Origin of the sequence: Rhodococcus sp. NPDC058521, from assembly GCF_042719695.1 — a bacterium.
In the GTDB taxonomy this organism is placed as follows: domain Bacteria; phylum Actinomycetota; class Actinomycetes; order Mycobacteriales; family Mycobacteriaceae; genus Rhodococcus_F.
Map to the genome: position 1 here is coordinate 116,108 of NZ_JBHXNL010000010.1, position 20,925 is coordinate 137,032.

Sequence of the window (20,925 nt, forward strand, 5' to 3'; positions counted from 1 at the left end):
GCTATACCTGCGCTTCCGTGTTCTTCTTCGCGGCCGCGGCCTCTTTCTCGGCCTTCTGGCGGGCGAGGTTCTCGTCCACCTCCACCTGCCACGCTTCGTTGGCCTTGGTGGTGTCGACCTCGAACTCGAACCGCTGCGTCATCTTGTCGTCGATGTCTGCGACATCGACGTAGAACTGGTCGTACCAACGGCGAAGCTGATAAACCGGTCCGTCCTCCTCGCACAGGAGCGGGTTCTCGATCTTGGTCTTGTTCTTCCAGATCGCGACGTCCTGTAGGAAGCCCTCGGCGATCCCTTCGGTGAACTTGGCCGCGAGGTTGTCGGACATCTCGTCCGAGACACCCTTCGGCTTCTTCACGATGACGCCGTACTGAAGAACGAACGAGTTCTGATCGATCGGGTAGTGGCAGTTGATCAGAACGCTCTCGACCTCGTACCCGCTGTAGCTGTTCCAGAGCGGGTTGATCATGTAGGACGGCCCGTAGTATGCGGCCTCCGACTTCAGGAGCGTGTCGCCGCCGTACTGGGAGGCCATTCCGATGTCCGGCCGACCCTTGGTGTTGAGGTACTGCGCGGCGACCTGGCCCTCGAAGACGTTCTTGAAGTACGTCGGGAAGGCGTAGTGGATGTAGAAGAAGTGCGCCATGTCGACGACGTTGTCGATGATCTCGCGGCAGTTGGAGCCTTCGATGATCATCGAGTTCCACGTCCAGTCGGTCCACTCGTCGCTGGACGCGCCCTCGATCTCGGGGATCGTGACGTCCTCGGGCGGAGGGTTGCCTTCGGGGTCGTTCCAGATGAACAGCTGGCCGTTTCGCTCGAGTGTCGTCCAGGTTCGAGTGCGCGCCAACGGCGGCACCCGGCGTGCGTAGGGAATGCCCGTGCACTTGCCGGACTTGCCCCAGCGCCAGTCGTGGAACGGGCAGGCGATCGAGTCGCCCTTGACGGTTCCCTGTGTGAGGTCTCCACCCATGTGCCGGCAGTAACCGTCGAGAACCACGAGTTTGCCCTCGCTGTCCGAGAACACGACCAACTTGGTGCCGAATGCCTCGATCGCGTGGGGGTTTCCGTCTCGGAAGTCCCTCAGAAGACCGAGGCAGTGCCAACCACGCGCGTAGCGGGTCCGGGTCGTGCCCACATCGATCTCGCGAATCTGCGCCATTACACCCTCACATCCCTTCGTACTGTCACTAGAACACGTTATAGAATAACGCCGAGATTTTCCATATTTCGGAGAGATTTGCGGCGGACGTCCAGCGATGACCTGCTGATTCCCCGCACTCTCGACAGGAATGGGAACGTGTTCTAGTCTCAGTAACAAGTGAACCATTCGACCAGACGGGAGCGTCCTGTGGGTGACCACGACAGTCACGAGGTTATGCAGCGGCTCGACGCACTACTGCCGACTCTGCGTGAGCGTGCACAAGAAACCGAGGATTTGCGCCGCATCCCGGACGAGTCCATCAAGGCGCTCCAGGAGACCGGGTTCTTCCGGTTGCTGCAGCCGCAACAGTGGGGCGGGTACCAGGAGGATCCGGTCCTCTTCTACTCGGCCGTGAAGAAGATCGCGAGTGCGTGCGGGTCCACCGGATGGGTTGCCGGCATCGTCGGTGTACACAACTGGCACCTCGCACTGTTCGATCAGCAGGCGCAGGAAGACGTGTGGGGTACCGACACCGACGTGCGCATTTCCTCGTCTTATGCGCCGATGGGTGCCGGTGAAGTCGTCGACGGCGGCTACAAGGTGAACGGTTCGTGGGCGTGGTCCTCCGGCTGCGACCACGGCGACTGGGTTGTCGTCGGTGGACCGGTCATGAAGGACGGGCGCCCGGTCGACTTCGGTAGCTACCTCATTCCGCGCTCCGACTACCAGATCGACGACGTGTGGAACGTCGTCGGACTGCGCGGAACCGGCAGCAACACGATTGTCGTCAAGGACGCGTTCGTGCCGACGCACCGCTTCCTGAGCTTCAAGAAGATGAACGATCTCACCGCGCCGGGACTCGAGCGCAACACGGCGCCGGTGTACAAGATGCCGTGGGGCACCATCCACCCCACCACCATCTCCACGCCGATCGTCGGCATGGCCTACGGGGCGTACGACGCCCACGTCGAGCACCAGGGCAAGCGTGTGCGCGCCGCCTACGCAGGCGAGAAGGCGAAGGACGACCCGTTCTCGAAGGTGCGTATCGCCGAAGCCTCCAGTGACATCGATGCCGCCTGGCGTCAGCTGTCCGGCAATGTGGCCGACGAGTACGCGCTACTGGTTGCCGGGGAAGAGGTTCCGTTCGAGATTCGTTTGCGTGCGCGTCGCGATCAGGTGCGCGCCACCGGGCGGGCGATCGCCTCGATTGACAAACTGTTCGAGAGCTCGGGCGCGACCGCACTCACCAACGGGACTCCGCTGCAGCGATTCTGGCGTGACGCTCACGCCGGCCGCGTGCATGCCGCCAACGATCCCGAGCGCGCCTACGTCATGTACGGCACCGGTGAGTTCGGGCTGCCGATCACGGACACGATGGTCTAGGAGAACAGGTGACGACGACCGAAGAAGCACTCACGTTCGAGTCCACCTCCAAGTTCGCGCAGGTACGGCCCGATCTGAAGTTGCACTACCACGAGGCCGGAGTCGGCAACGACACCACGATCGTGCTGCTGCACGGCGGGGGACCCGGTGCGTCGTCGTGGTCGAACTTTGCCAAGAACATTCCCGTTCTTGCGCAGAAGTTCCACGTCATTGCTGTGGACCAGCCCGGATACGGGCAGTCGGACAAGCCGACCGAGCACCCGCAGTACTTCGTGCACAGTGCCTCGGCCCTCAAGGATCTGCTCGACACTCTCGGCATCGAGGGTCGAGTGCACTTGCTGGGCAACTCCCTCGGTGGCGGCGCTGCGGTGCGATTCGCGCTGGACTACCCGGACCGGGCAGGAAGGCTCGTGCTGATGGGTCCGGGTGGCCTGAGTATCAACCTGTTCGCGCCTGATCCCACGGAAGGCGTCAAGAACCTCGGTAAGTTCAGTGCGCCGCCGGAGGGGCCCACCAAGGAAAAGCTCGAGGCGTTCCTGCGGGTGATGGTCTACGACCAGTCGCTCATCACACCCGAGCTCATCGACGAGCGGTTCGCGGCAGCTAGCACGCCCGAGTCGCTGGCAGCCGCCAAGGCGATGGGCAAGTCGTTCTCCAGTGCGGACTTCGAACTCGGCATGCTCTGGCGCGATGCGTACAAGCTGCGGCAGCGGGTGCTTCTCATCTGGGGTCGCGAGGACCGGGTCAATCCGCTCGACGGCGCTCTCGTCGCTCTCAAGCTCATCCCGCGCGCACAGCTGCACGTGTTCGGTGGCTGCGGGCACTGGGCTCAGCTCGAGAAGTTCGACGAGTTCAACCGAATCGCCGCCGACTTCCTACAAGAGGGAGGCAAGTAGATGGGTATTCGTTCGCTCGGTTACATGCGCATCGAGGCAACCGACATGGCCGCCTGGCGCGAGTACGGGCTCAAGGTCCTCGGCATGGTCGAGGGCAAGGGCGAGGATCCGGAATCCCTGTACCTGCGCATGGACGATTTTCCGGCGCGTCTGGTGATCTTCCCGGGGGAAAAGGATCGATTGTCCGTATCGGGCTTCGAGACGGCGAACGCGGAAGAGCTCCAAGAGGTTCGGGACAGGTTGTCCGCTGCCGGCGTGCCCTTCAAGGAGGGAACGGCCGAGCAGTTGAAGGACCGCCGCGTTGTGGAACTGATCGTCTTCGAGGACACATCGGGTAACACGCTCGAGGTGTTCCACGGTGCGGCGCTCCAGCATCGCCGGATCGTCAGCCCGTACGGTCACCGGTTCGTCACGGGGGAGCAGGGACTGGGTCACGTCGTCCTCACCACGGACGACGACGAAGCCTCGCTGCGCTTCTACCGTGACGTGCTCGGATTCAAGTTGCGCGACTCCATGCGTATGCCGCCGCAGATGGTGGGGCGTCCCGCAGACGGGGAGCCGGCCTGGTTGCGGTTCCTCGGGTGCAACCCGCGTCACCACAGTCTCGCGTTCCTGCCGTTGCCCAATCCCACGGGCATCGTTCACCTCATGGTCGAGGTGGAGAACTCCGACGATGTCGGTCTCGCCCTCGATCGTGCGTTGCGCAAGAAGGTCAAGATGTCCGCCACACTCGGCCGGCACGTCAACGACAAGATGCTTTCGTTCTACATGAAGACGCCGGGCGGCTTCGACATCGAATTCGGTTGCGAAGGACTGCAGGTCGAGGACGAGGAGTGGATCGCCCGCGAGAGCACGGCCGTCAGCCTGTGGGGTCACGACTTCACGGTGGGAATGAAGTAATGGCCGAGGAAGCAGCGACAGCGCAGGCAATCGACGGAAAGCAGTTCCGCGCCGTACTGGGGCAGTTCTGTACCGGCGTCACCATCATTACCACGGTCGACGACGGCGAGCCGGTGGGCTTTGCCTGCCAGTCGTTCGCGGCGTTGTCGTTGGATCCGCCGTTGGTGTTGTTCTGCCCCACCAAGCAGTCACGTTCGTGGGCGGCGATCGAGCGTTCGGGCACGTTCTGTGTCAATGTGCTTGCCGAAGAACAGCAGTCGACGTGTGCACGATTCGGATCACGTGAACCGGACAAGTTCGCGGGAATCGACTGGACGCCATCGCCGCTCGGCTCGCCCATCTTTGACGGATCACTCGCGCACATCGACTGCACGGTGGAGTCCGTGCACGACGGCGGCGACCATTGGGTGGTGTTCGGCCGGGTGTCGTCGTTGGGGGAGATCAAGGAAGAGCGCCCGTTGCTGTTCTACCGCGGGCAATACACCGGTATCGAGCCCGACAAGACGGTGCCGGCGCAATGGCGCGACGACCTCGAGGCGTTCTTGACGACCACGACCGAGGACACCTGGCTCTGACTATCGGTTGGCAGCGCGCTGTGCGATCGCACTTCCGAGTTCGCTCGTGGTCGCGCTGCCACCGAGGTCCGGGGTGAGTGTTTCGCCCTTCTCCAACACCTCGCACACCGCGGTGTCGATCGCGGCGGCGGTGTCGTGTTCTCCGAGGTGTTCGAGCATCATTGCGCCGGCCAGGATCTGGGCGACCGGGTTCGCGATGCCCTTGCCCGCGATATCGGGAGCACTGCCGTGGACTGCCTCGAACATCGACGGTCCGGTCTTCTCCGGGTTGATGTTGCCGGACGGTGCCAGTCCGAGTCCGCCGGTGACGGCGGCCGCGAGATCGGAGAGTATGTCTCCGAAGAGGTTCGAGCCCACGATGACGTCGAGGCGGTCCGGATGCAGGACGATCTCGGCGGCCAGTGCGTCGACATGCATCTGCCGGGTTTCGATATCTGGGTATTCGGTAGCGATCTCGTCGAACACTGTGTCCCAGTAGGGCATCGAATGAATCAAGCCGTTGGACTTGGTGGCCGAGCAGACCTTCTTCTGGCGCCCCCCGGCTCGTTCGAAAGCGTGCCGGATGATCCGTTCACATCCCACCCGGGTGAAAACGGACTCTTGGAGAACGAACTCGTCCGGTCGGCCCGGGTTGTGAGTGCCACCGATTTCGGAGTACTCGCCTTCGGAGTTCTCCCGGACGATCAGCATGTCGAGGTCGTCCGCCGTGCGATTCGACAGCGCGGATTCGGTACCGGGCAGCAGACGCACCGGGCGAAGATTGACGTAGAGACCGAACGCGCGCCGCAGCGGAATGAGCAATCCCCACAACGACACATGATCGGGCACACCGGGGAAGCCGACCGCTCCCAGAAGAATGGCGTCGAACTCGGCGAGCTGTACGGCGCCGTCCGACGGCATCATGGCCCCGGTGCTCAGGTATTGCTCACAGGACCAATCGAATTCGGTCCATTCGATTCGGAACCCCTGAGCAGCTGCGTCCAGGACCCGCACGGCTTCCTCGGTCACGTCCACGCCGATGCCATCACCGGGAATAGTGGCGATCCGATACGTCCTCATAGGGCCACTCCGATGTACTTGATATCGAGGAACTCGTCGATTCCGGTAGTTCCGCCTTCACGTCCGAGGCCGGACTCTTTGACCCCGCCGAAGGGTGCGGCGGGGTTGGAGACGACGCCCTGGTTGAGTCCGACCATGCCTGATTCGAGCGCTTCGCACACTCGCAAACCGCGCCGTAGATTTTCGGTGTATACGTAAGCGACCAGGCCGAACTGGGTGTCGTTGGCGCGTTCGACAGCTTCTGCCTCGGTCTCGAACGTACTGATCGCGGCTACCGGTCCGAAGATCTCGGTGTCACGCATGTCCGCGTCGTCAGGAACGCCCGTCAGCACGGTTGCGGGATAGTAGTTTCCCGGCCGGTCGAGCGCGGTACCGCCGGTCACCACCACGGCACCGCGATTGACCGCGTCGGTGACCAATTCTTCCACCTTCCTGACAGCCGACTCGTTGACGAGTGGTCCGACGACCACCCCGTCCTCGGTTCCGCGGCCGAGGGGCAGCGCCTTCATTCGATCGGTGAGTTTGCGGGTGAACTCTTGCGCGACTGCGGAGTGGACCAAGATGCGGTTCGCCGCCGTGCAGGCCTGTCCGATGTTGCGCATCTTCGCGAGCATCGCGCCGTCAACGGCGTCGTCGATGTTGGCGTCGTCGAACACCACGAACGGGGCGTTGCCGCCCAGTTCCATCGACGTGCGCATTACTGTCTCGGAGCACAGGCTGAGGAGGTGTTTGCCGACGCCGGTGGAGCCGGTGAACGAAAGCTTGCGCGAACGTGGATCGCGGATCAGCGGCGCCATGACCTCGTCCGAGTGAGAGGTGGTGACCACGTTGACCACTCCGTCGGGAAGTCCGGCCTCGACGAGAATGTCCGCGAGCGCGAGGGTCGAGAGCGGGGTCAGCGAGGCAGGCTTGATCACCGAGGTGCACCCTGCTGCAATAGCGGGCCCGATCTTTCGGGTGCCCATCGCCATCGGGAAGTTCCAGGGCGTGATCAGCAGGCATGGTCCGACGGGTTGCCGGGTGACCAGAAATCGTGAACCTCCGGCCGGTGCGGTTGTGTAGCCGCCGTCGATGCGAACGGCTTCCTCTGCGAACCAGCGAAAGAACTCGGCAGCGTAGGCGATCTCGCCGCGGGATTCCTTCAGCGGCTTGCCCATTTCGAGGGTCATGACGAGGGCGAGCCGCTCGGTGTTCTCGAGCAGAAGGCGGTGCGCATTCGATAGGACGGTTGCGCGTTCACGGGGAGTGGTGGCTGCCCAGGACGCCTGCGCTGCTGCGGCGGCGTCCAAGGCTTCGGCCGCCTCGGCAGGGGAGGCATCGGCGACCGAACACAGCACCTCGCCGGTGGAGGGGTCGTGGACGGGCATGGTCTGGGCGGTATCGCGCCACTTGCCTCCGATGAACAGCCCGGTTCGGACCGATTGGATTGCTTGGTCTTCGGTGATCGCTGCGCTCATGCTCACTCCCCGTTTTCCATTGCCATCTGCCGGGCTCCATGTTATGCATATTGTTGACAATCTGACAATGCGTTCGGAGGACCTATCGTGACTCGGCTGTCTCCACGTCTCGCGCAAGCAACACCCGTCACCGTCGATCATGGAGAGGGCTGCTACCTCCACGGCACCGACGGACGCCGCTACCTCGACTTCACTGCCGGCATCGGCGTCACGAGTACCGGGCATTGCCATCCGCACGTAGTGGAGGCGGCGCAGAAGCAGGTCGGATCGCTGATTCACGGCCAATACACGACGGTGATGCACAAGCCGCTGCTCGAACTCGTCGACAAACTCGGCGAGGTGCTGCCCGAGGGGCTGGACTCGGTGTTCTTCGCGAACTCCGGTAGCGAGGCAGTCGAGGCGTCATTGCGGCTCTCACGGCAGGCTACCGGGCGGCCGAACGTGATCGTCTTCCACGGCGGCTTCCACGGGCGCACCGTCGCCACCGCGACGATGACAACTTCCGGGACCAGGTTCTCCGCCGGCTTCAGCCCGCTGATGGGCGGCGTCCACGTCGCGCCGTTCCCCAATCCCTACCGCTACGGGTGGACCGAGGAGCAGGCAACCGATTTCGCACTGCAGGAACTCGACTACATTTTCGCCACGCTCACCTCACCGGAGGAAACCGCCGCGTTCGTCGTCGAACCGGTACTTGGCGAGGGTGGATACGTGCCGGGCAACACCCGCTTCTTTCAAGGACTCCGCGAGCGCGCCGACCGTCACGGAATCCTGCTGGTGATGGACGAGATCCAGACCGGCTTCGGGCGCACCGGAAAGTTCTTCGGGCACCAGCACTTCGACGTTCGACCCGACATCATCACCATTGCCAAGGGCCTCGCCAGTGGCTTCCCGTTGTCCGGCATTGCGGCATCAGAAGAGCTGATGTCCAAGGCGTGGCCCGGTTCCCAGGGCGGCACGTACGGCGGCAACGCGGTCTCCTGCGCAGCCGCCGTGGCCACCCTCGAGGTGATCGAGAAGGAAGGCCTCGTCGCCAACGCCGCTGCTCGAGGGGTGCAGCTGCTCGAGGGTGCTCGTCGGCTCGCGGACGGCGGAATCGGCGACGTCCGTGGACTGGGGCTGCTGGTCGGCAGCGAGTTCACCGCCTCTGATGGCGTCGCGGATCGCCCGAGAGCCACTGGGGCGCAACAGCTCGCGGCGAAGAAGGGACTGCTGCTGCTCACTTGCGGCGCGCATATGAACGTGGTGCGAATGATCCCGCCGCTCATCGTCACCGAGCAGCAGGTGGACGATGCCCTCGGGATCTGGGGGGAGGTTCTGCAGGAGGTGTAATGGGATTCAGAGCCCGCGGGCTCGGTGTTGGAGGTTGCGCCGCTCGCGTGTGGCGCGAATGCACCCATTAATGATGCGATCAGCGGATCGGGATCTCGAAATTCGAGTAGCGGACTACGCATGACTGAGCTACCCGGGGGCTAGCAGACTGGTAGTCGCAGCACAGCCTGTGCGCACATGTGCGAGGACAGCGTCATGACGATTGTCGATACTGCCGGCGACGAGCAGAGGCAACCCGGCATGTCTGTGACGGGTCTCGAATCGGCGCGGAAGCGTCAGCGTGTGGAGGCGGGGGTGCGCATGGGGGAACGGGCATCACAACGGACGGAGCAGGTGAACGCACTCTCAGGACTGGGGAGATGCACCGGCCGTTCGACGGTTCAGAAGACGTTTGCATCGCGGGAGAGCTGCATCGTCAACATTCCAGAACGATCCTTGCGGTCAGAATCGGAATCTGCGCACTGCATTCCTCCGGAGGGCGCGCGAAGGTCGTTAAGCCCGCGCAAAGCGCACCCAACGCAGGTCGCCGAAGGGTAGTCGAATGACGGATCGCTTCTGGCCGTTTAGGCAAAGCACGGCCCTAATCTGGAGTGTTTTCCTGGTTGCACTGTGTGTCGTGGCCGTGACTCTGCTGAACGTTTGGCGCGGATTCGATTGGCTCGTCTTGCTGACTCTGGGCTTGGTTGGCGCGGTGCTCGCAGGGCTCCTGGCAATCCTGTTTGGCGCCCTCTCCGGGGGCGCGTCGACCGATACGGAACCTCCACCGCCTGGCGAGGCTGATTTGTATCGAATCACCGGCCGCGTCGCTAGCCGGACCAGTCCTTCGATGGGCGATCTTCGCGTCACGATTGTGGACAAGTCTGTCGGCGGCGATACGTTCCTTGCTGAAGTGTCGACGGACCCGCGTGGAAACTATGCAGCAGAATTTCGTGCTGAGACGCTTAAAGGGTGCGGCAATGACATGCCAGACCTGCTGGTGCGGGTCTTTTCCGGCGAACGGTTCCTTTCGGCCTCTGCGGTCCGCTACAACGCGTCGACCACGGAGACACTGAATGTTCTCCTGGACGAGACCGCCTCGGCCACCTTGCAGTCGGAGTACGAAACCCTGCTTGCCGACATTGCCGTTTGTCACAAGGGCATCCTTGGTGAGCTCCAGGAACAGGACGACCGCGAGGACATCCCATACCTGGCGAACAAGTCCGGCTGGGATGCCCGCGCTGTGGCGCTGGCAGCCTCGGCCGACAATTTCAGCAGGCGAGCCCAGTCGGGCAGGCGTCAGAATCGAACCGGCCTATTTCTATGCGCTGTTCCGGTCAGGCCTGCCTGCAAACGAGTCAGCGATCTATCGAACGGACATGAAGACCGTCGACAGCGTATGGCGACGGGCCATCTATCAAGGCGTCATACCGGCGAGTGTGGAGGCCAGCATTCCGGAGGTCGTGCAGCAATTTCAGCAGTTGGCTGCGAACTGGTTGCTGGATGGACCCGCGATGGTCGGCGTGTCGTCGTTCAAGGAGATTCTCGCTGCTTCGCTCGACGCCAGCTTGCACCAGCCGTTGGTAGACCGGAGGTCAGCCAAACAGGTGCGTGTCTTCGAATCGATTCGAGGGCTGGAAAGCCGCAGACCTTAATCCTGAGCTTACAAGCGCTTATTGGAGGATGACGTGAAGGCGATTATCGAACCCATCGCGCTCGAAGCGGCGGCATTCCCCGTCACATTGCTACACAAGGTTCTTGACGTCCTCGGGTTACCGGCGGCGCAAGGGGACGTCGCGGAGCGGACCGCTGGAAGCGACACCCTCGACAAGGTACGTGAGCTACAGCGGCGCCTAAACGTCGTCGTCGACGAGTCGATGCTCGTCGACGACATCACCTGCGTGGCGATCGCGTCTGAACTTCGCGACCGTGGCCTTACAGTTGCGAGCCGTGCTTTCACCGTACGGGGTGCCGTTCGGGGGCCCGACGGGGTGGTACAGCGGCGGCAGCGCCTGCTCGCCTTCGACATTGATCTACGTGGTGTCGCTGTCTACGAGACGGTCCAGACTATCGGTGAGATGGCAATGGCGGGGGCCTTCGAGTTTCTGGGCGAGACCACCTCCGACGTGCGAGGTGCGTACGAACTCACGTTTTATGACTGGCAATACCGTCGGTCCGAGCGGAAGGCGGCCGACGTCGTCGTCTACGCCGTCGACTGTGTCGACGACGTTGCAACGGATGCGCAGATCGTCGGGCGTTCGCGGATGGTGGACTCCGACGACTATTCCGGCACGGGGCTGTGCGATGGGCTCGACGTTACGATGGCCGCCGTTGACGGTCGCACCGAGTACCAAGAGCTAATGGCCGCTCTCACCGCCTTTCTGAACGAAAGCGCGTTGGCACTGGCCGATATTGCCGGCTCCGCCGACCAGGTCACCTTCACCGCCAAGGAACTCGATGTCGACGGTGGCCACCTCCGCGTCGCGGCACGCGCCGAGCGGCTCCGAGGGGGCACAGAGGTGCTGTCGCACGCGCTTCTCTACGGCCTCGCCAGGGTGGGCATCCCCCTCGACTGGGCCACGCTTTACAGCCGCCGGGAACCGGAACTCTTGGTGGCCCTCGACAGCGCTGTCGCCTCAGGAATCATCGCAGCCGTCTCCGAACAGGAGGTCGCCGCCTTCCTGCGCGCCCTTCGTGCTCGGGCGATAAGGGAGGTCCTGTCCGGCACGCCGGGCGACCCCACGGGTCCGCTCCTGGAGATGCTTGCGACCGCGCTTCCGCAGGAGTCGCAGCGCACGTCGTTCCTGCTGGCATTGAGCACATTCGAGGGAAGCGACTTTCGCGCATTCTGGACCGAGCATCTGACAAACCAGCCGGAGTTCGCGCAGTCGCCGCAGCTCATTTCCCGTCTGCTCCTCACGCAACAGCTGACGGCTCTGACCGGCGTGCACCAGCCGCTCGTGCGCGAAATCTTGGTCGAGCGGAAGCTCGACTCGATCCATGACCTAATGGGGTTCGAGGACGAGGACTGGATCGGGGCCGTCGAAAAGGCAGGCGTCCCGGAGACCTTCGCTCCCGACGATACGGGAAGTGACAGCGAGCGGGTCCGGGCCTACGCGACGGCGCTACGTGCCACCCTCGATGCGGCATTTCCGACGCGGCGGATCGCCAAAATGGTGGAGCAACACCGCCTGCCGCTGCCTGAGGAGCTTTCGGGGCCGATTGCCGACTTCCTGACCCAGACCGACGGGTTCAACTTCGCGACCTCACGTGTCGACGACTTCAAGGCGGAGATTCGCGAGCACGCCGGCGCGCGGCATGCGGAGATGACGAGGGAACTCCTGACGCTGCAACGCGTCTTCCAGGTGAGTGTCACCCCAGACGTGATGCTGAAACTGCTCCAGCAGGGGCTCCAGTCCGCACACTCGATAGCGAACATCCCGCAGAACACATTCATCAAGACTCAGGCGGTGTCGCTCGGAGGGGAAGACGTGGCGTCCGCAACCCACGCGCGCGCCGCGCACATTGCTGCCCGGGCCGAGTTTGCCGCCAGCCGCCTCCTCGAGGTCGCGCGAGCCGAAGCGCCTGCTACCGCGATGGGGACAGCCGAGCGCGGCGCCGCACTTACTGTACTCACGAGGCACGTCGCGAACTGGCAGGACCTTTTCGGCAGCCCAGACCTGTGCGAATGCCAGCACTGCCGCTCCGTTTACAGTCCGGCCGCCTACCTCGTTGACCTGCTCCGCTTCCTGTGGCGCGCCGCGCCGAACAACGACGGCAAGACGCCCCTCGACATGCTCGCAGGGCGCCGACCCGACCTATTGCACCTGCAACTCAGCTGTGAGAACACCAACACCATCATCCCCTACGTCGATCTCGCGAACGAAGTAATGGAGTGGTACACATCGGCTAGCTCCCTCCACGGTTACCAAGGGCACAACACCGGCGACGCAACGGCGGATGAGCTGCGCGCCAGCCCGCAGCACTTCGACATCGACGCGTACCTGAAGCTCAAGGACGCCAAATATCCGTTCTCACTGCCCTATCACCAACCGCTCGACGTGATCCGCACGTACGGCGACCACCTGGGCGTCACCCGTTACGAGGTCATGCAGGCGACGAACCCTGCACCGGACTCCTCCACCGCCGCTGCGCTCGCCGCCGAGTCACTTCGGATGTCCGAGGAGGAATATCGCGCCATCGCCGCCAAGTCTTTCGACGGGACCGACGACGGCACCGCCGTCCACGTCTACTACGGCTACGCCGCTACCGCCGAACTTGAGCAGCTGGCGTCGGTGCGGGAACTACTGGCCCGATCCGGGCTCAGCTACCCCGAGCTCGTCGAACTGATCTCGACCCGATTCGTGAACCCCCACCGGGACGCACTCGCCTTCCTGGAACGGATCGTCAAGCACGCGACGATCCCGTCGACGGTGCTATACACCCGTCTGGAGCAGATCGAGGCCGGCACCCGCGACCCGGCGACCGATCCGGCCGTTACCGCCGCGCTCAGGGCGTTCAACGCCGCCGAGGGAACACATATCACGCCCGCCCAGTTCGGGCGGTGGATCGCCGAGAACCTCTCTGACGTGCGCCAGGTGATCACTCTCTATGAGCCGCAGTCAAAGTGCGCTCTCGACACGACACGCCTGCGCACGATCGAGAGCATCTACGAGGCGCGGGACACCTCGGGCGTGACCGAACCAACCTGGTCGCGGATTCACCGCTTCGTCCGGCTTCAGCGCAGGCTCAAGTGGACCCTGCGCGACACGGATGTTGTCCTCGGCGGTCTCGGCGCCGACGACATCACCCCAGATACCATCAAACAACTAGAGTCCGCGACGCATTTGGGGACCACACTCAAGCTTGCGCCCGCGCTGCTCGCCGTTTTGTGGGGCCACATCGACACACTCGGCGACAAGTCGCTCTACGCGAAGCTCTTCCTCAACAAGGCGCTCCGACGGATCGACGACGCGTTCGAGCCGACCCCTCACGGGGAATACCTGATCGACATGGGCAAGAAACTCGGGGGCCACCTTCCGGTAATCCTCGCGGCCTTCCGCCTGCGCGAGGACGATCTCGCCGCCATCCTCGGGGTTGCCGAGGTGATCGAAGGAAACGTTCGGCGCAAGCTCGATCTCACGAACGACGCCCTGAACCTGCCCAACCTGAGCACGATCTACCGCTTCGCCGTGCTGGCGCGGGCACTCAAGCTCCGCCCCACGGAGCTCTGCACGCTCGTCGACTTGTTCGGCGCGACCCCATTCTCGAACTGGGACATCGATCAGGGACAGTGGGTCGACATCGCACCGAGCGAGACGCTCGCGTTCGCCGAACTTGCCGATCAGGTCAAGCACACCGGGTTCAAGACGAACGTGCTCGAGTACATCCTGCGCGGGACCTCGCCCGCCGATGCCCGGCTTGTTCTTGACCCGGAGAAGGCGAGGGCGACCGCGTGGGCCGTCCACCAGGCATTCGCGGCGATCGATCAAAGCCACCCAGACGTGCCGGCGGCGCCGGTGACGGTCGAGGTACTGACGGCGAAGCTGCTACTCACCTTCCAACCCGACATCGTCGCGCGTTTCACGCAGATCCTCGACGGCACAGCCCAATTCGAGACCATCACCGAGGAGAACCTCACTGTCACAATCCCGGCGCCGCTCGCCGAGAAGATTACATACACGAAGGCGACTGGCCGACTCGTCGCGACGGGCCTGATGTCCGCCGAAGAGCAGGCGACCGTTAAGGCGCTCCCTGGCGCCAACGCCGCGTTCCAAGCAGCAGTTGACGAGATCCATCTCGCCCCCGCGTCCTTCCTGGCCACTCACCTGGACGGATTCCTGACTCACCTGGACAACGCCCACGCGGTGCTTTTGAACCGCCCGGCCCAGAACCCCGCCTCCACGCTCGCCGAGCGCCACCGATATGTATACGAGCGTTTCGTCCCATTGCTCAAACGGCGGCTTCGGCGGGAAGCGCTGATCGCACAGCTGGCCACCCTCATCGGCGCACCAGAGGGGATCACCGCGCTCCTGGTCGACAGCGATGCAGACGGACTCGTCGACGAGCTCCTCGCCGAGGGGTTCTCGGCGACCTACTACAGCGACCTCACATGGGGGACTGCAGCACTGGAGCACGTCGACGAGGAGGTCGACTTCGATTGGGGTGCAGGCGGTCCGGGCGCGCCGGTCCCTGCCGAATTCAGCGTGCGCTGGCAGGCGTATCTCACCGCACCTGCAACAGGCGAGTTCACCCTCGTTGTCGACGTCCAGGACGCAGACGAGCAGTTCCAACTTCATATCGCCGACGCGAACGTGCTGGAGAAGCCGCCGGGGGACGTACGGACCTCATGGGAGGTGCGGGTGCGGCTCGAAGCTAGCCGCTTGCGCAAGGTGCAGCTCGACTACGCGAACCGGTCCGCCGAGGCGGCGATCCAGCTGCGCTGGAAGACGCCGACCACCGCCCTAGAGGTCATCGGATCGGCGATCGCCAGACCGGCAGCGGCTATCGACCGGTTCGTCGCCCGTGCGACCGTCTACGACCGCGCTGCCAAGCTCGTCGCTGGGTTCGAGATCGACGAAACAGAGCTCGCATACCTGATCAACCATGCCGCCGACTTCGACGGGCTCGAGCTGTCCGCGCCGTCCGCCGACCACTGGCAGCGCCTCGCGAAATACACGTCGCTCCGCGACACGGTCCCACAGGCTCACGCGCGGCTCACGGACGTCTTCGCCGCCGCGACGCGCGAGGACCCGGTCCCCCCGCTCAACGAGCTCAAGGAGCTACTCCACAGGTCGACCGCCTGGGATGCATCCGCCATCGACTACCTCGTCGACACGCATTTCGGCCTCGCCGTATTCGACTTCGCCAACGAGATCGCGCTCGTGCGTCTGCTCGCCGTAGCTCGGATCATCCAGAAAACCGGCTTCTCTGCCGCGACAATCACCGACTGGGGCGCACCGGCTATCGACTTCGGCAAACTTGCCACAACCGCCCAGCTGATGAGGGCCACCGTCAAGGCGAAGTACGACGACGACGACTGGCTGAAGCTCGCGCCGGAGCTGAGCGACCGGCTCCGCGGACACCAGCGGGACGCGCTCGTCGCCTATCTGCTGACCCGTCCCGAGGTCAAGGAATGGGGGGCACACGACGCTGACGGGCTCTTTGAGTACTTGCTGATCGATGTGCAGATGGGCGCATGCATGGACACCTCGCGGATCGTCCAGGCGAACGCATCGGTGCAAATGTTCGTAAACCGGTGCCTGCTCAACCTTGAGCGCAACAAGACCGACGAAGACGGACGGGGCGTCTCCCCTGAAGCAATCGACAAGGACCGATGGCAATGGATGAAGGCCTATCGAGTGTGGGAGGCCAACCGGAAGACATTTCTCTACCCGGAGAATTGGCTCGACCCGGAGTGGCGGCGCGACCGAAGCGAACTCTTCCGGGCGCTCGAGTCGCACCTCGTCCACAATGACATCACCGATCGCACCGTCGAAGAGGCGTTCCGCGGTTACCTGACCGGGCTGAACGAGGTCGCCAACCTCGACGTCTGCGGCATGCACCGCGAGGACACAAAGGACGGTAGCCTCCTCCATGTCTTCGCGCGCACGCACAACGCTCCATACAAGTTCTATTACAGGCGCTGGAACGAGCACCGCAAGTGGAGCGCGTGGGAGAAGGTATCGCTCGACGTACGCTGCATCGAGGCCGGCGATGACAGCGGTGTGCACCTCGTCCCGGTCGTCTGGAAAGGACGACTCTTTCTGTTCTGGCCCGAGTTCCGCGAGGTCCAAGAACCGCCTGGAACTGGGATGCAATCTGCGGAAGAGGTTGCAGAGCAACGTATGTCAAAACTCGCGCCGCGGAAGCATTGGGAGCTGCGCCTCGCCTGGGGCGAGCGAATCGACGGGAAGTGGTCGCCTAAACAGGTGTCGAAGGAGATCGTTACTCAGAACCCCGAGGGCGACGGTTACGGGCGGCACGCAGCAACACCCGGGATGTATTCGACTGACTCCCGCGCCGAGAAAGACCTGCTATTCACCCCCGCGATCTCAGATAAGCACGAGCTCACGATCAGGGTCACCTTCGACCGCCAACCGATCGCCTACCGCGGCGAGTTCCGGCTCGCCGACATCACCGCGCCCGTCAGGGCGTGGAATCACGACGAACTGTTGTTTTCGGCCCGATCAGATTTCCCGGAGACGACCTACCGGTACAAGTTCAACAAGCGCTCCTACACGACAACGACCAATTTCGCGCCCCTCGAACTCCAAGGCCTCCGTTACCTCGCGACTAGTACCAACTACGAACTGCTCCCCGTCGACACGATGGAATGGGCCGACATCACGCTCGATGACCCGATGTTCTTCCGCGACAAAGAGCGGACATACTTCATCCGACCAGTCGAAATCCCGCCCATCATCACATGGATCCGGCTTCCGGACCACCAAAACCCGTGGCGGTTCGGGCTGACCGGCCAGCGAAAAGACCGCACGACCATCGTGCCGAGGACGGCACGAAAGGCGGCGATCGCCACGCTCCCAGCTGCGTTCGGCGGTCACCGAATCCAGAGCGGGCTCAGCTTGCCTGATATGGGGACGCGCCAAGCCACAGGACTCGAGTTCCACACATTCCATCACCCAGCCTCGAGCGAATACGTCGAGCGGCTGAACCGGGATGGGCTCGCCGGCCTTCTCGCGGCCGACACTACGATCCCGTCCGACGAGGGTGCGACGTTCGAATCGATCTACCACCCCAACTTCACCCATGGACTGGTTCAGAAGCTGTCGGATTTACCGGCAGGAACCTATTACAAGGCGAACGTCTGCTTCGACCCACACGGCGCGAACAGTAGCTACAACTGGGAGCTCTTCTTTCATGCACCCCTCTACATCGCGACGCGCCTGAGCCGGAACGGCATGTACGAAGAGTCGATGCGCTGGTTCCACTTCATCTTCGACCCGACAACAGACGCGCCCCCCGATGAGGGTGAATCGAAGGTATCCCGCTACTGGAAGGTGCTGCCATTCAAGACAACGACGGCGGACAATCTCGAAGACTGGTTCCGAAGCCTCGGACCGAACGACAACCCCGCCCCTGACGTGGAGAACGCGACGATCAAAGAGTGGCGCGACAACCCATTCGACCCGCACCTCGTCGCATCGAATCGACCGCTGGCGTACATGAAAAACGTCGTCCTCAAGTACGTCGAGAACCTGGTCGCATGGGGCGATTCCCTGTTTCGGCAGGACACGATGGAAAGCGTGAATGAGGCATTACAGTTATACGTCATCGCTGGCCATGTCCTGGGGCCGCGCCCGCAGGTGGTTCCGAAACGAGGTGAAGTCGCACCGCAGTCGTTCGCGACATTACAGCCCAAGCTCGACGACTTTTCCAATGCATTGGTAGCACTCGAGAACCTCTTCCCCTATGCGAGCGAGGTGTCGGTCGGTAAAAAGTCGCCTCCTGGGTCTAGTCTGCTCGGTGTCGGGCCGGCGCTCTACTTCTGTATCCCGACCAATGACAAGCTGCTCGAGCAGTGGGACACCGTGGCGGATCGCCTCTACAAGATTCGGCATTGCCAGAACATCGAGGGCGTCGAGCGGCGCCTCGCGCTGTTCGCGCCGCCGATCGACCCCGGCGCAATCGTCGCAGCGATGTCACGCGGGCTCAGCCTCGGCAGCATCCTGGCCGAGCTGAGCAGCCCACCGCCCATCCACCGCTTCTCGTTTCTGATCCAGAGGGCCAACGAGTTCTGCAACGATGTGAAGGCCCTCGGTGCGGCGCTCCTGGCCGCGCTCGAGAAACGAGACGGTGAGGAGCTCTCTCGCCTTCGCGCATCACATGAGGTGCAGATTCTCGAGCTCGCTACCCAAGTGCGCGAACGGCAGGTGCTGGACGCGAAGGCGCGGCGGGACGGGCTGCTCACGTCTCGTGACGCGGCCGAGTTCCGCCTCCAGCACTATCTGGGCCTGCTCGGCAACGACGGAGTCCGCGTCCCGGCGGAGCCGAGCCTGCCCACCGCCCTCACGGAAGACAGCCAGCTCCCTGCCGACACACTGATCGCCGAGGTCCAGACCGACGTGGACACGGCGCTGGTCGACTCAGAAGAGTCGGGGGTGAAATTGATCAAAAGAGAAAAGCAGGAACTGGACGACCTTGGCACGGCGCGCGGCTGGCAGATCGCCGCTCAAGCGATGCACCTCCTTGCCGCAACGGCTCATATCATTCCGACGGTGTCGGCGGATGGAACGCCGTTAGGCGTCGGCGCCACCGTAAGGTTCGGAGGCACGCAGCTGGGGAATGCGCTCAACGCCGCAGCAAGCGGATTCGAGTTCGTCGGCAGCTTCTACACCCACTCCGCTGCAATGGCTCAGACGAATGCGGGTTATATCCGGCGCGAGCAGGAATGGACACTCCAGGCGAACGTCGCTTCCAAGGAGATCATCCAAATCGACAAGCAGATCACGTCCGCTGACATCCAGCTCCAGGTCGCACAGAAGGAACTCGAACTGCACCGGCAGCAGATCGAAAACACCAAGGCGGTGGAGGTGTTCCTGCAGAACAAGTTCACCAACCAGGAGCTCTACCAATGGATGAGGGAGCAGCTCCTCGGGATCTACAAGCAGAGCTACAACCTCGCCTACGACCTGGCGAAGAAGGCCGAGAAGGCGTATCAGTACGAGGTCGGTCTCGAGTCGAGTGGATTCATCCAGTACGGATACTGGGAGAACGCGCGCCAAGGGCTCGTCGCCGGGGAACGATTGCAGCTAGCCCTCCGACAGCTCGAGAAGACCTTCCTCGAGGAGAACCGGCGTGAGCTCGAACTCACGAAGCACGTCTCGCTCACCATGGTCGATCCCGACGCGCTCATCCAACTTCGCGAGACTGGGAGTTGCTACTTCTCAGTGCCAGAGGAACTCTTCGACCTGGACTTCCGCGGCCACTACTTCCGGCGAATCGCATCTGTTCGCCTGACGATCCCGTGCGTGGCGGGGCCGTACACGTCGCTCGGTTGCACCCTGCGCCTGCTCAACCACACTGTTCGAGTGAAAACCACGATGAACAGCGCGGGCGGGTACGAGCGTGAACACGACGACGGCCTCCCCATCGACGACGACCGTTTCCGTACCGGTTACGTCCCGGTGACTGCGATCGCAACGAGCACGGCACAGAACGATGCGGGGCTGTTCGAGCTGAATTTTCGGGACGACCGTTACCTACCGTTCGAGCGGGCCGGCGCGATCAGCACGTGGAAACTCGAGCTCTCGACCGACGCCAACTTGCGCACATTCGACTACGCCACGATCGCCGACGTGATCCTGCACATCGGTTACACCGCACGGGACGAGGGCGGCCTGTTCACCGAGAAGGCCAACGAGTATCTCAGGGGGTGGATCGAGAACAGCACCGACGCAACGGAACAGCCATTCGTGCAGATGCTCAGCATGCGTCACGAGTTCCCGTCGGAGTGGAGCCGGTTCCTCCACCCAGTGGCCGCCGGGGAACAGCGGCTCGGCTTCGTCGTCGGCAAGGCTCGTTTCCCGTTCCTCGCACACACACGCGACATCGCCGTGACGAGAATCGACGCGCTGGCCCGCTGCCGCACGGCGGGCGACTACCACCTCGTCCTGGCGTACACGAACAGTGATGGCGACGAGATCACGTCCGAAATGATCCAGATGCCGCCCACCGCGCAGTACGGCGGCTTACGGCGAGCGTCGATTCGAACCACCGACGCGGGAGTCGATCTTGAGGAACTCGACGTCGACGGACCGATGACGATGAAGCTCAAGCACAACACAGCGCCCGACTTCACGGGACTTGCGACTAATCCGGATGAGGTGGAGGACCTCCTACTACTAGTCCACTATAAGGTCGGCTGATCCGACAGGCATGGTTGGCAGCCGGTGATGGTGTTCAGCGCGGCCCGCAGCGTGCTCAGACCGCGCTGAACTACCGCGATCCGGTCGGCGGCCAATCGAACCTGACTTAGGACATTTCGCTTTGTGCCCCGATTCGAGGCCGAGTCGGGTGAGGGCTACGCGCTGAGCTGGCGGTATCTCGGGTGGGAAATCTGCAGTGACACCGTTGATGACGATGGTGGAGGTCCGCAGGGGCCGGAGCTGCTTGACCAGCCTCGCGATCGCCATTGGTCGGTCCGCGCTTGTGAGTCCACGCAATGCTAGAGCCGATTCTTCGGT

General features: G+C 63.2%; 10 protein-coding genes. 7 read left to right on the forward strand and 3 right to left on the reverse strand.

What is annotated here, in order from left to right; genetic code table 11:
• Position 1 precedes the first annotated feature (1 nt).
• A complete protein-coding gene (locus tag ACFWO3_RS16225) occupies positions 2–1,162 on the reverse strand; it encodes a Rieske 2Fe-2S domain-containing protein (protein WP_378579497.1) in 1,161 nt (386 codons plus the stop codon).
• A 189-nt stretch (positions 1,163–1,351) separates the two neighbouring features.
• On the opposite strand from ACFWO3_RS16225, the gene hsaA reads away from it, so the two are divergent.
• The 4 genes from hsaA to hsaB are packed head-to-tail and all read left to right on the forward strand — an operon-like array spanning position 1,352 to position 4,898.
• Positions 1,352–2,527, forward strand: a complete 1,176-nt coding sequence (gene hsaA, locus ACFWO3_RS16230) for a 3-hydroxy-9,10-secoandrosta-1,3,5(10)-triene-9,17-dione monooxygenase oxygenase subunit (RefSeq protein ID WP_378579499.1) — start codon at positions 1,352–1,354, stop codon at positions 2,525–2,527.
• A gap of 8 nt (positions 2,528–2,535) precedes the next feature.
• On the forward strand, positions 2,536–3,423 hold the full coding sequence (hsaD, locus tag ACFWO3_RS16235) for a 4,5:9,10-diseco-3-hydroxy-5,9,17-trioxoandrosta-1(10),2-diene-4-oate hydrolase (protein ID WP_378579501.1): 888 nt from the start codon (positions 2,536–2,538) through the stop codon (positions 3,421–3,423).
• Positions 3,424–4,323 carry an iron-dependent extradiol dioxygenase HsaC gene (gene hsaC, locus ACFWO3_RS16240; protein WP_378579503.1) on the forward strand — a complete coding sequence of 300 codons (900 nt, stop codon included), beginning with the start codon at positions 3,424–3,426 and terminating at the stop codon, positions 4,321–4,323. It abuts the gene before it with no gap.
• Positions 4,323–4,898, forward strand: a complete 576-nt coding sequence (hsaB, locus tag ACFWO3_RS16245) for a 3-hydroxy-9,10-secoandrosta-1,3,5(10)-triene-9,17-dione monooxygenase reductase subunit (protein WP_378579506.1) — start codon at positions 4,323–4,325, stop codon at positions 4,896–4,898. Before hsaC ends, hsaB begins: the two co-directional genes overlap by 1 nt.
• Here the strand turns inward: hsaB and ACFWO3_RS16250 are convergent, their stop codons facing one another.
• Together ACFWO3_RS16250 and ACFWO3_RS16255 are read right to left on the reverse strand one after the other, a co-directional pair.
• Positions 4,899–5,957: a tartrate dehydrogenase gene (locus tag ACFWO3_RS16250; RefSeq protein ID WP_378579508.1), complete on the reverse strand. Its 1,059-nt coding sequence runs from the start codon at positions 5,955–5,957 to the stop codon at positions 4,899–4,901.
• On the reverse strand, positions 5,954–7,402 hold the full coding sequence (locus ACFWO3_RS16255; RefSeq protein ID WP_378579531.1) for an NAD-dependent succinate-semialdehyde dehydrogenase: 1,449 nt from the start codon (positions 7,400–7,402) through the stop codon (positions 5,954–5,956). The genes ACFWO3_RS16250 and ACFWO3_RS16255 overlap by 4 nt, the downstream gene beginning before the upstream one ends.
• 99 nt (positions 7,403–7,501) lie before the next feature.
• Here ACFWO3_RS16255 and ACFWO3_RS16260 point away from each other — a divergent pair, with 99 nt between their 5' ends.
• The 3 genes from ACFWO3_RS16260 to ACFWO3_RS16270 all read left to right on the forward strand — a co-directional run bounded on the left by ACFWO3_RS16260 (position 7,502) and on the right by ACFWO3_RS16270 (position 20,607).
• Positions 7,502–8,743 carry an aspartate aminotransferase family protein gene (locus ACFWO3_RS16260; protein ID WP_378579510.1) on the forward strand — a complete coding sequence of 414 codons (1,242 nt, stop codon included), beginning with the start codon at positions 7,502–7,504 and terminating at the stop codon, positions 8,741–8,743.
• Positions 8,744–9,359: 616 nt separating this feature from the next.
• Complete coding sequence (locus ACFWO3_RS16265) at positions 9,360–10,406, forward strand: hypothetical protein (protein ID WP_378579512.1); 1,047 nt, start codon at positions 9,360–9,362, stop codon at positions 10,404–10,406.
• A 1-nt stretch (position 10,407) separates the two neighbouring features.
• A complete protein-coding gene (locus ACFWO3_RS16270; RefSeq protein ID WP_378579514.1) occupies positions 10,408–20,607 on the forward strand; it encodes a neuraminidase-like domain-containing protein in 10,200 nt (3,399 codons plus the stop codon).
• Positions 20,608–20,925 lie beyond the last annotated feature (318 nt).

Excerpts from the sequence above, each read along its gene's own strand:
- hsaB (WP_378579506.1), top strand. The coding sequence starts at position 4,323 with ATGGCCGAGGAAGCAGCGACAGCGCAGGCAATCGACGGAAAGCAGTTC.
- ACFWO3_RS16225 (WP_378579497.1), bottom strand. The coding sequence starts at position 1,162 with ATGGCGCAGATTCGCGAGATCGATGTGGGCACGACCCGGACCCGCTAC.
- ACFWO3_RS16250 (WP_378579508.1), bottom strand. The coding sequence starts at position 5,957 with ATGAGGACGTATCGGATCGCCACTATTCCCGGTGATGGCATCGGCGTG.
- hsaC (WP_378579503.1), top strand. The coding sequence starts at position 3,424 with ATGGGTATTCGTTCGCTCGGTTACATGCGCATCGAGGCAACCGACATG.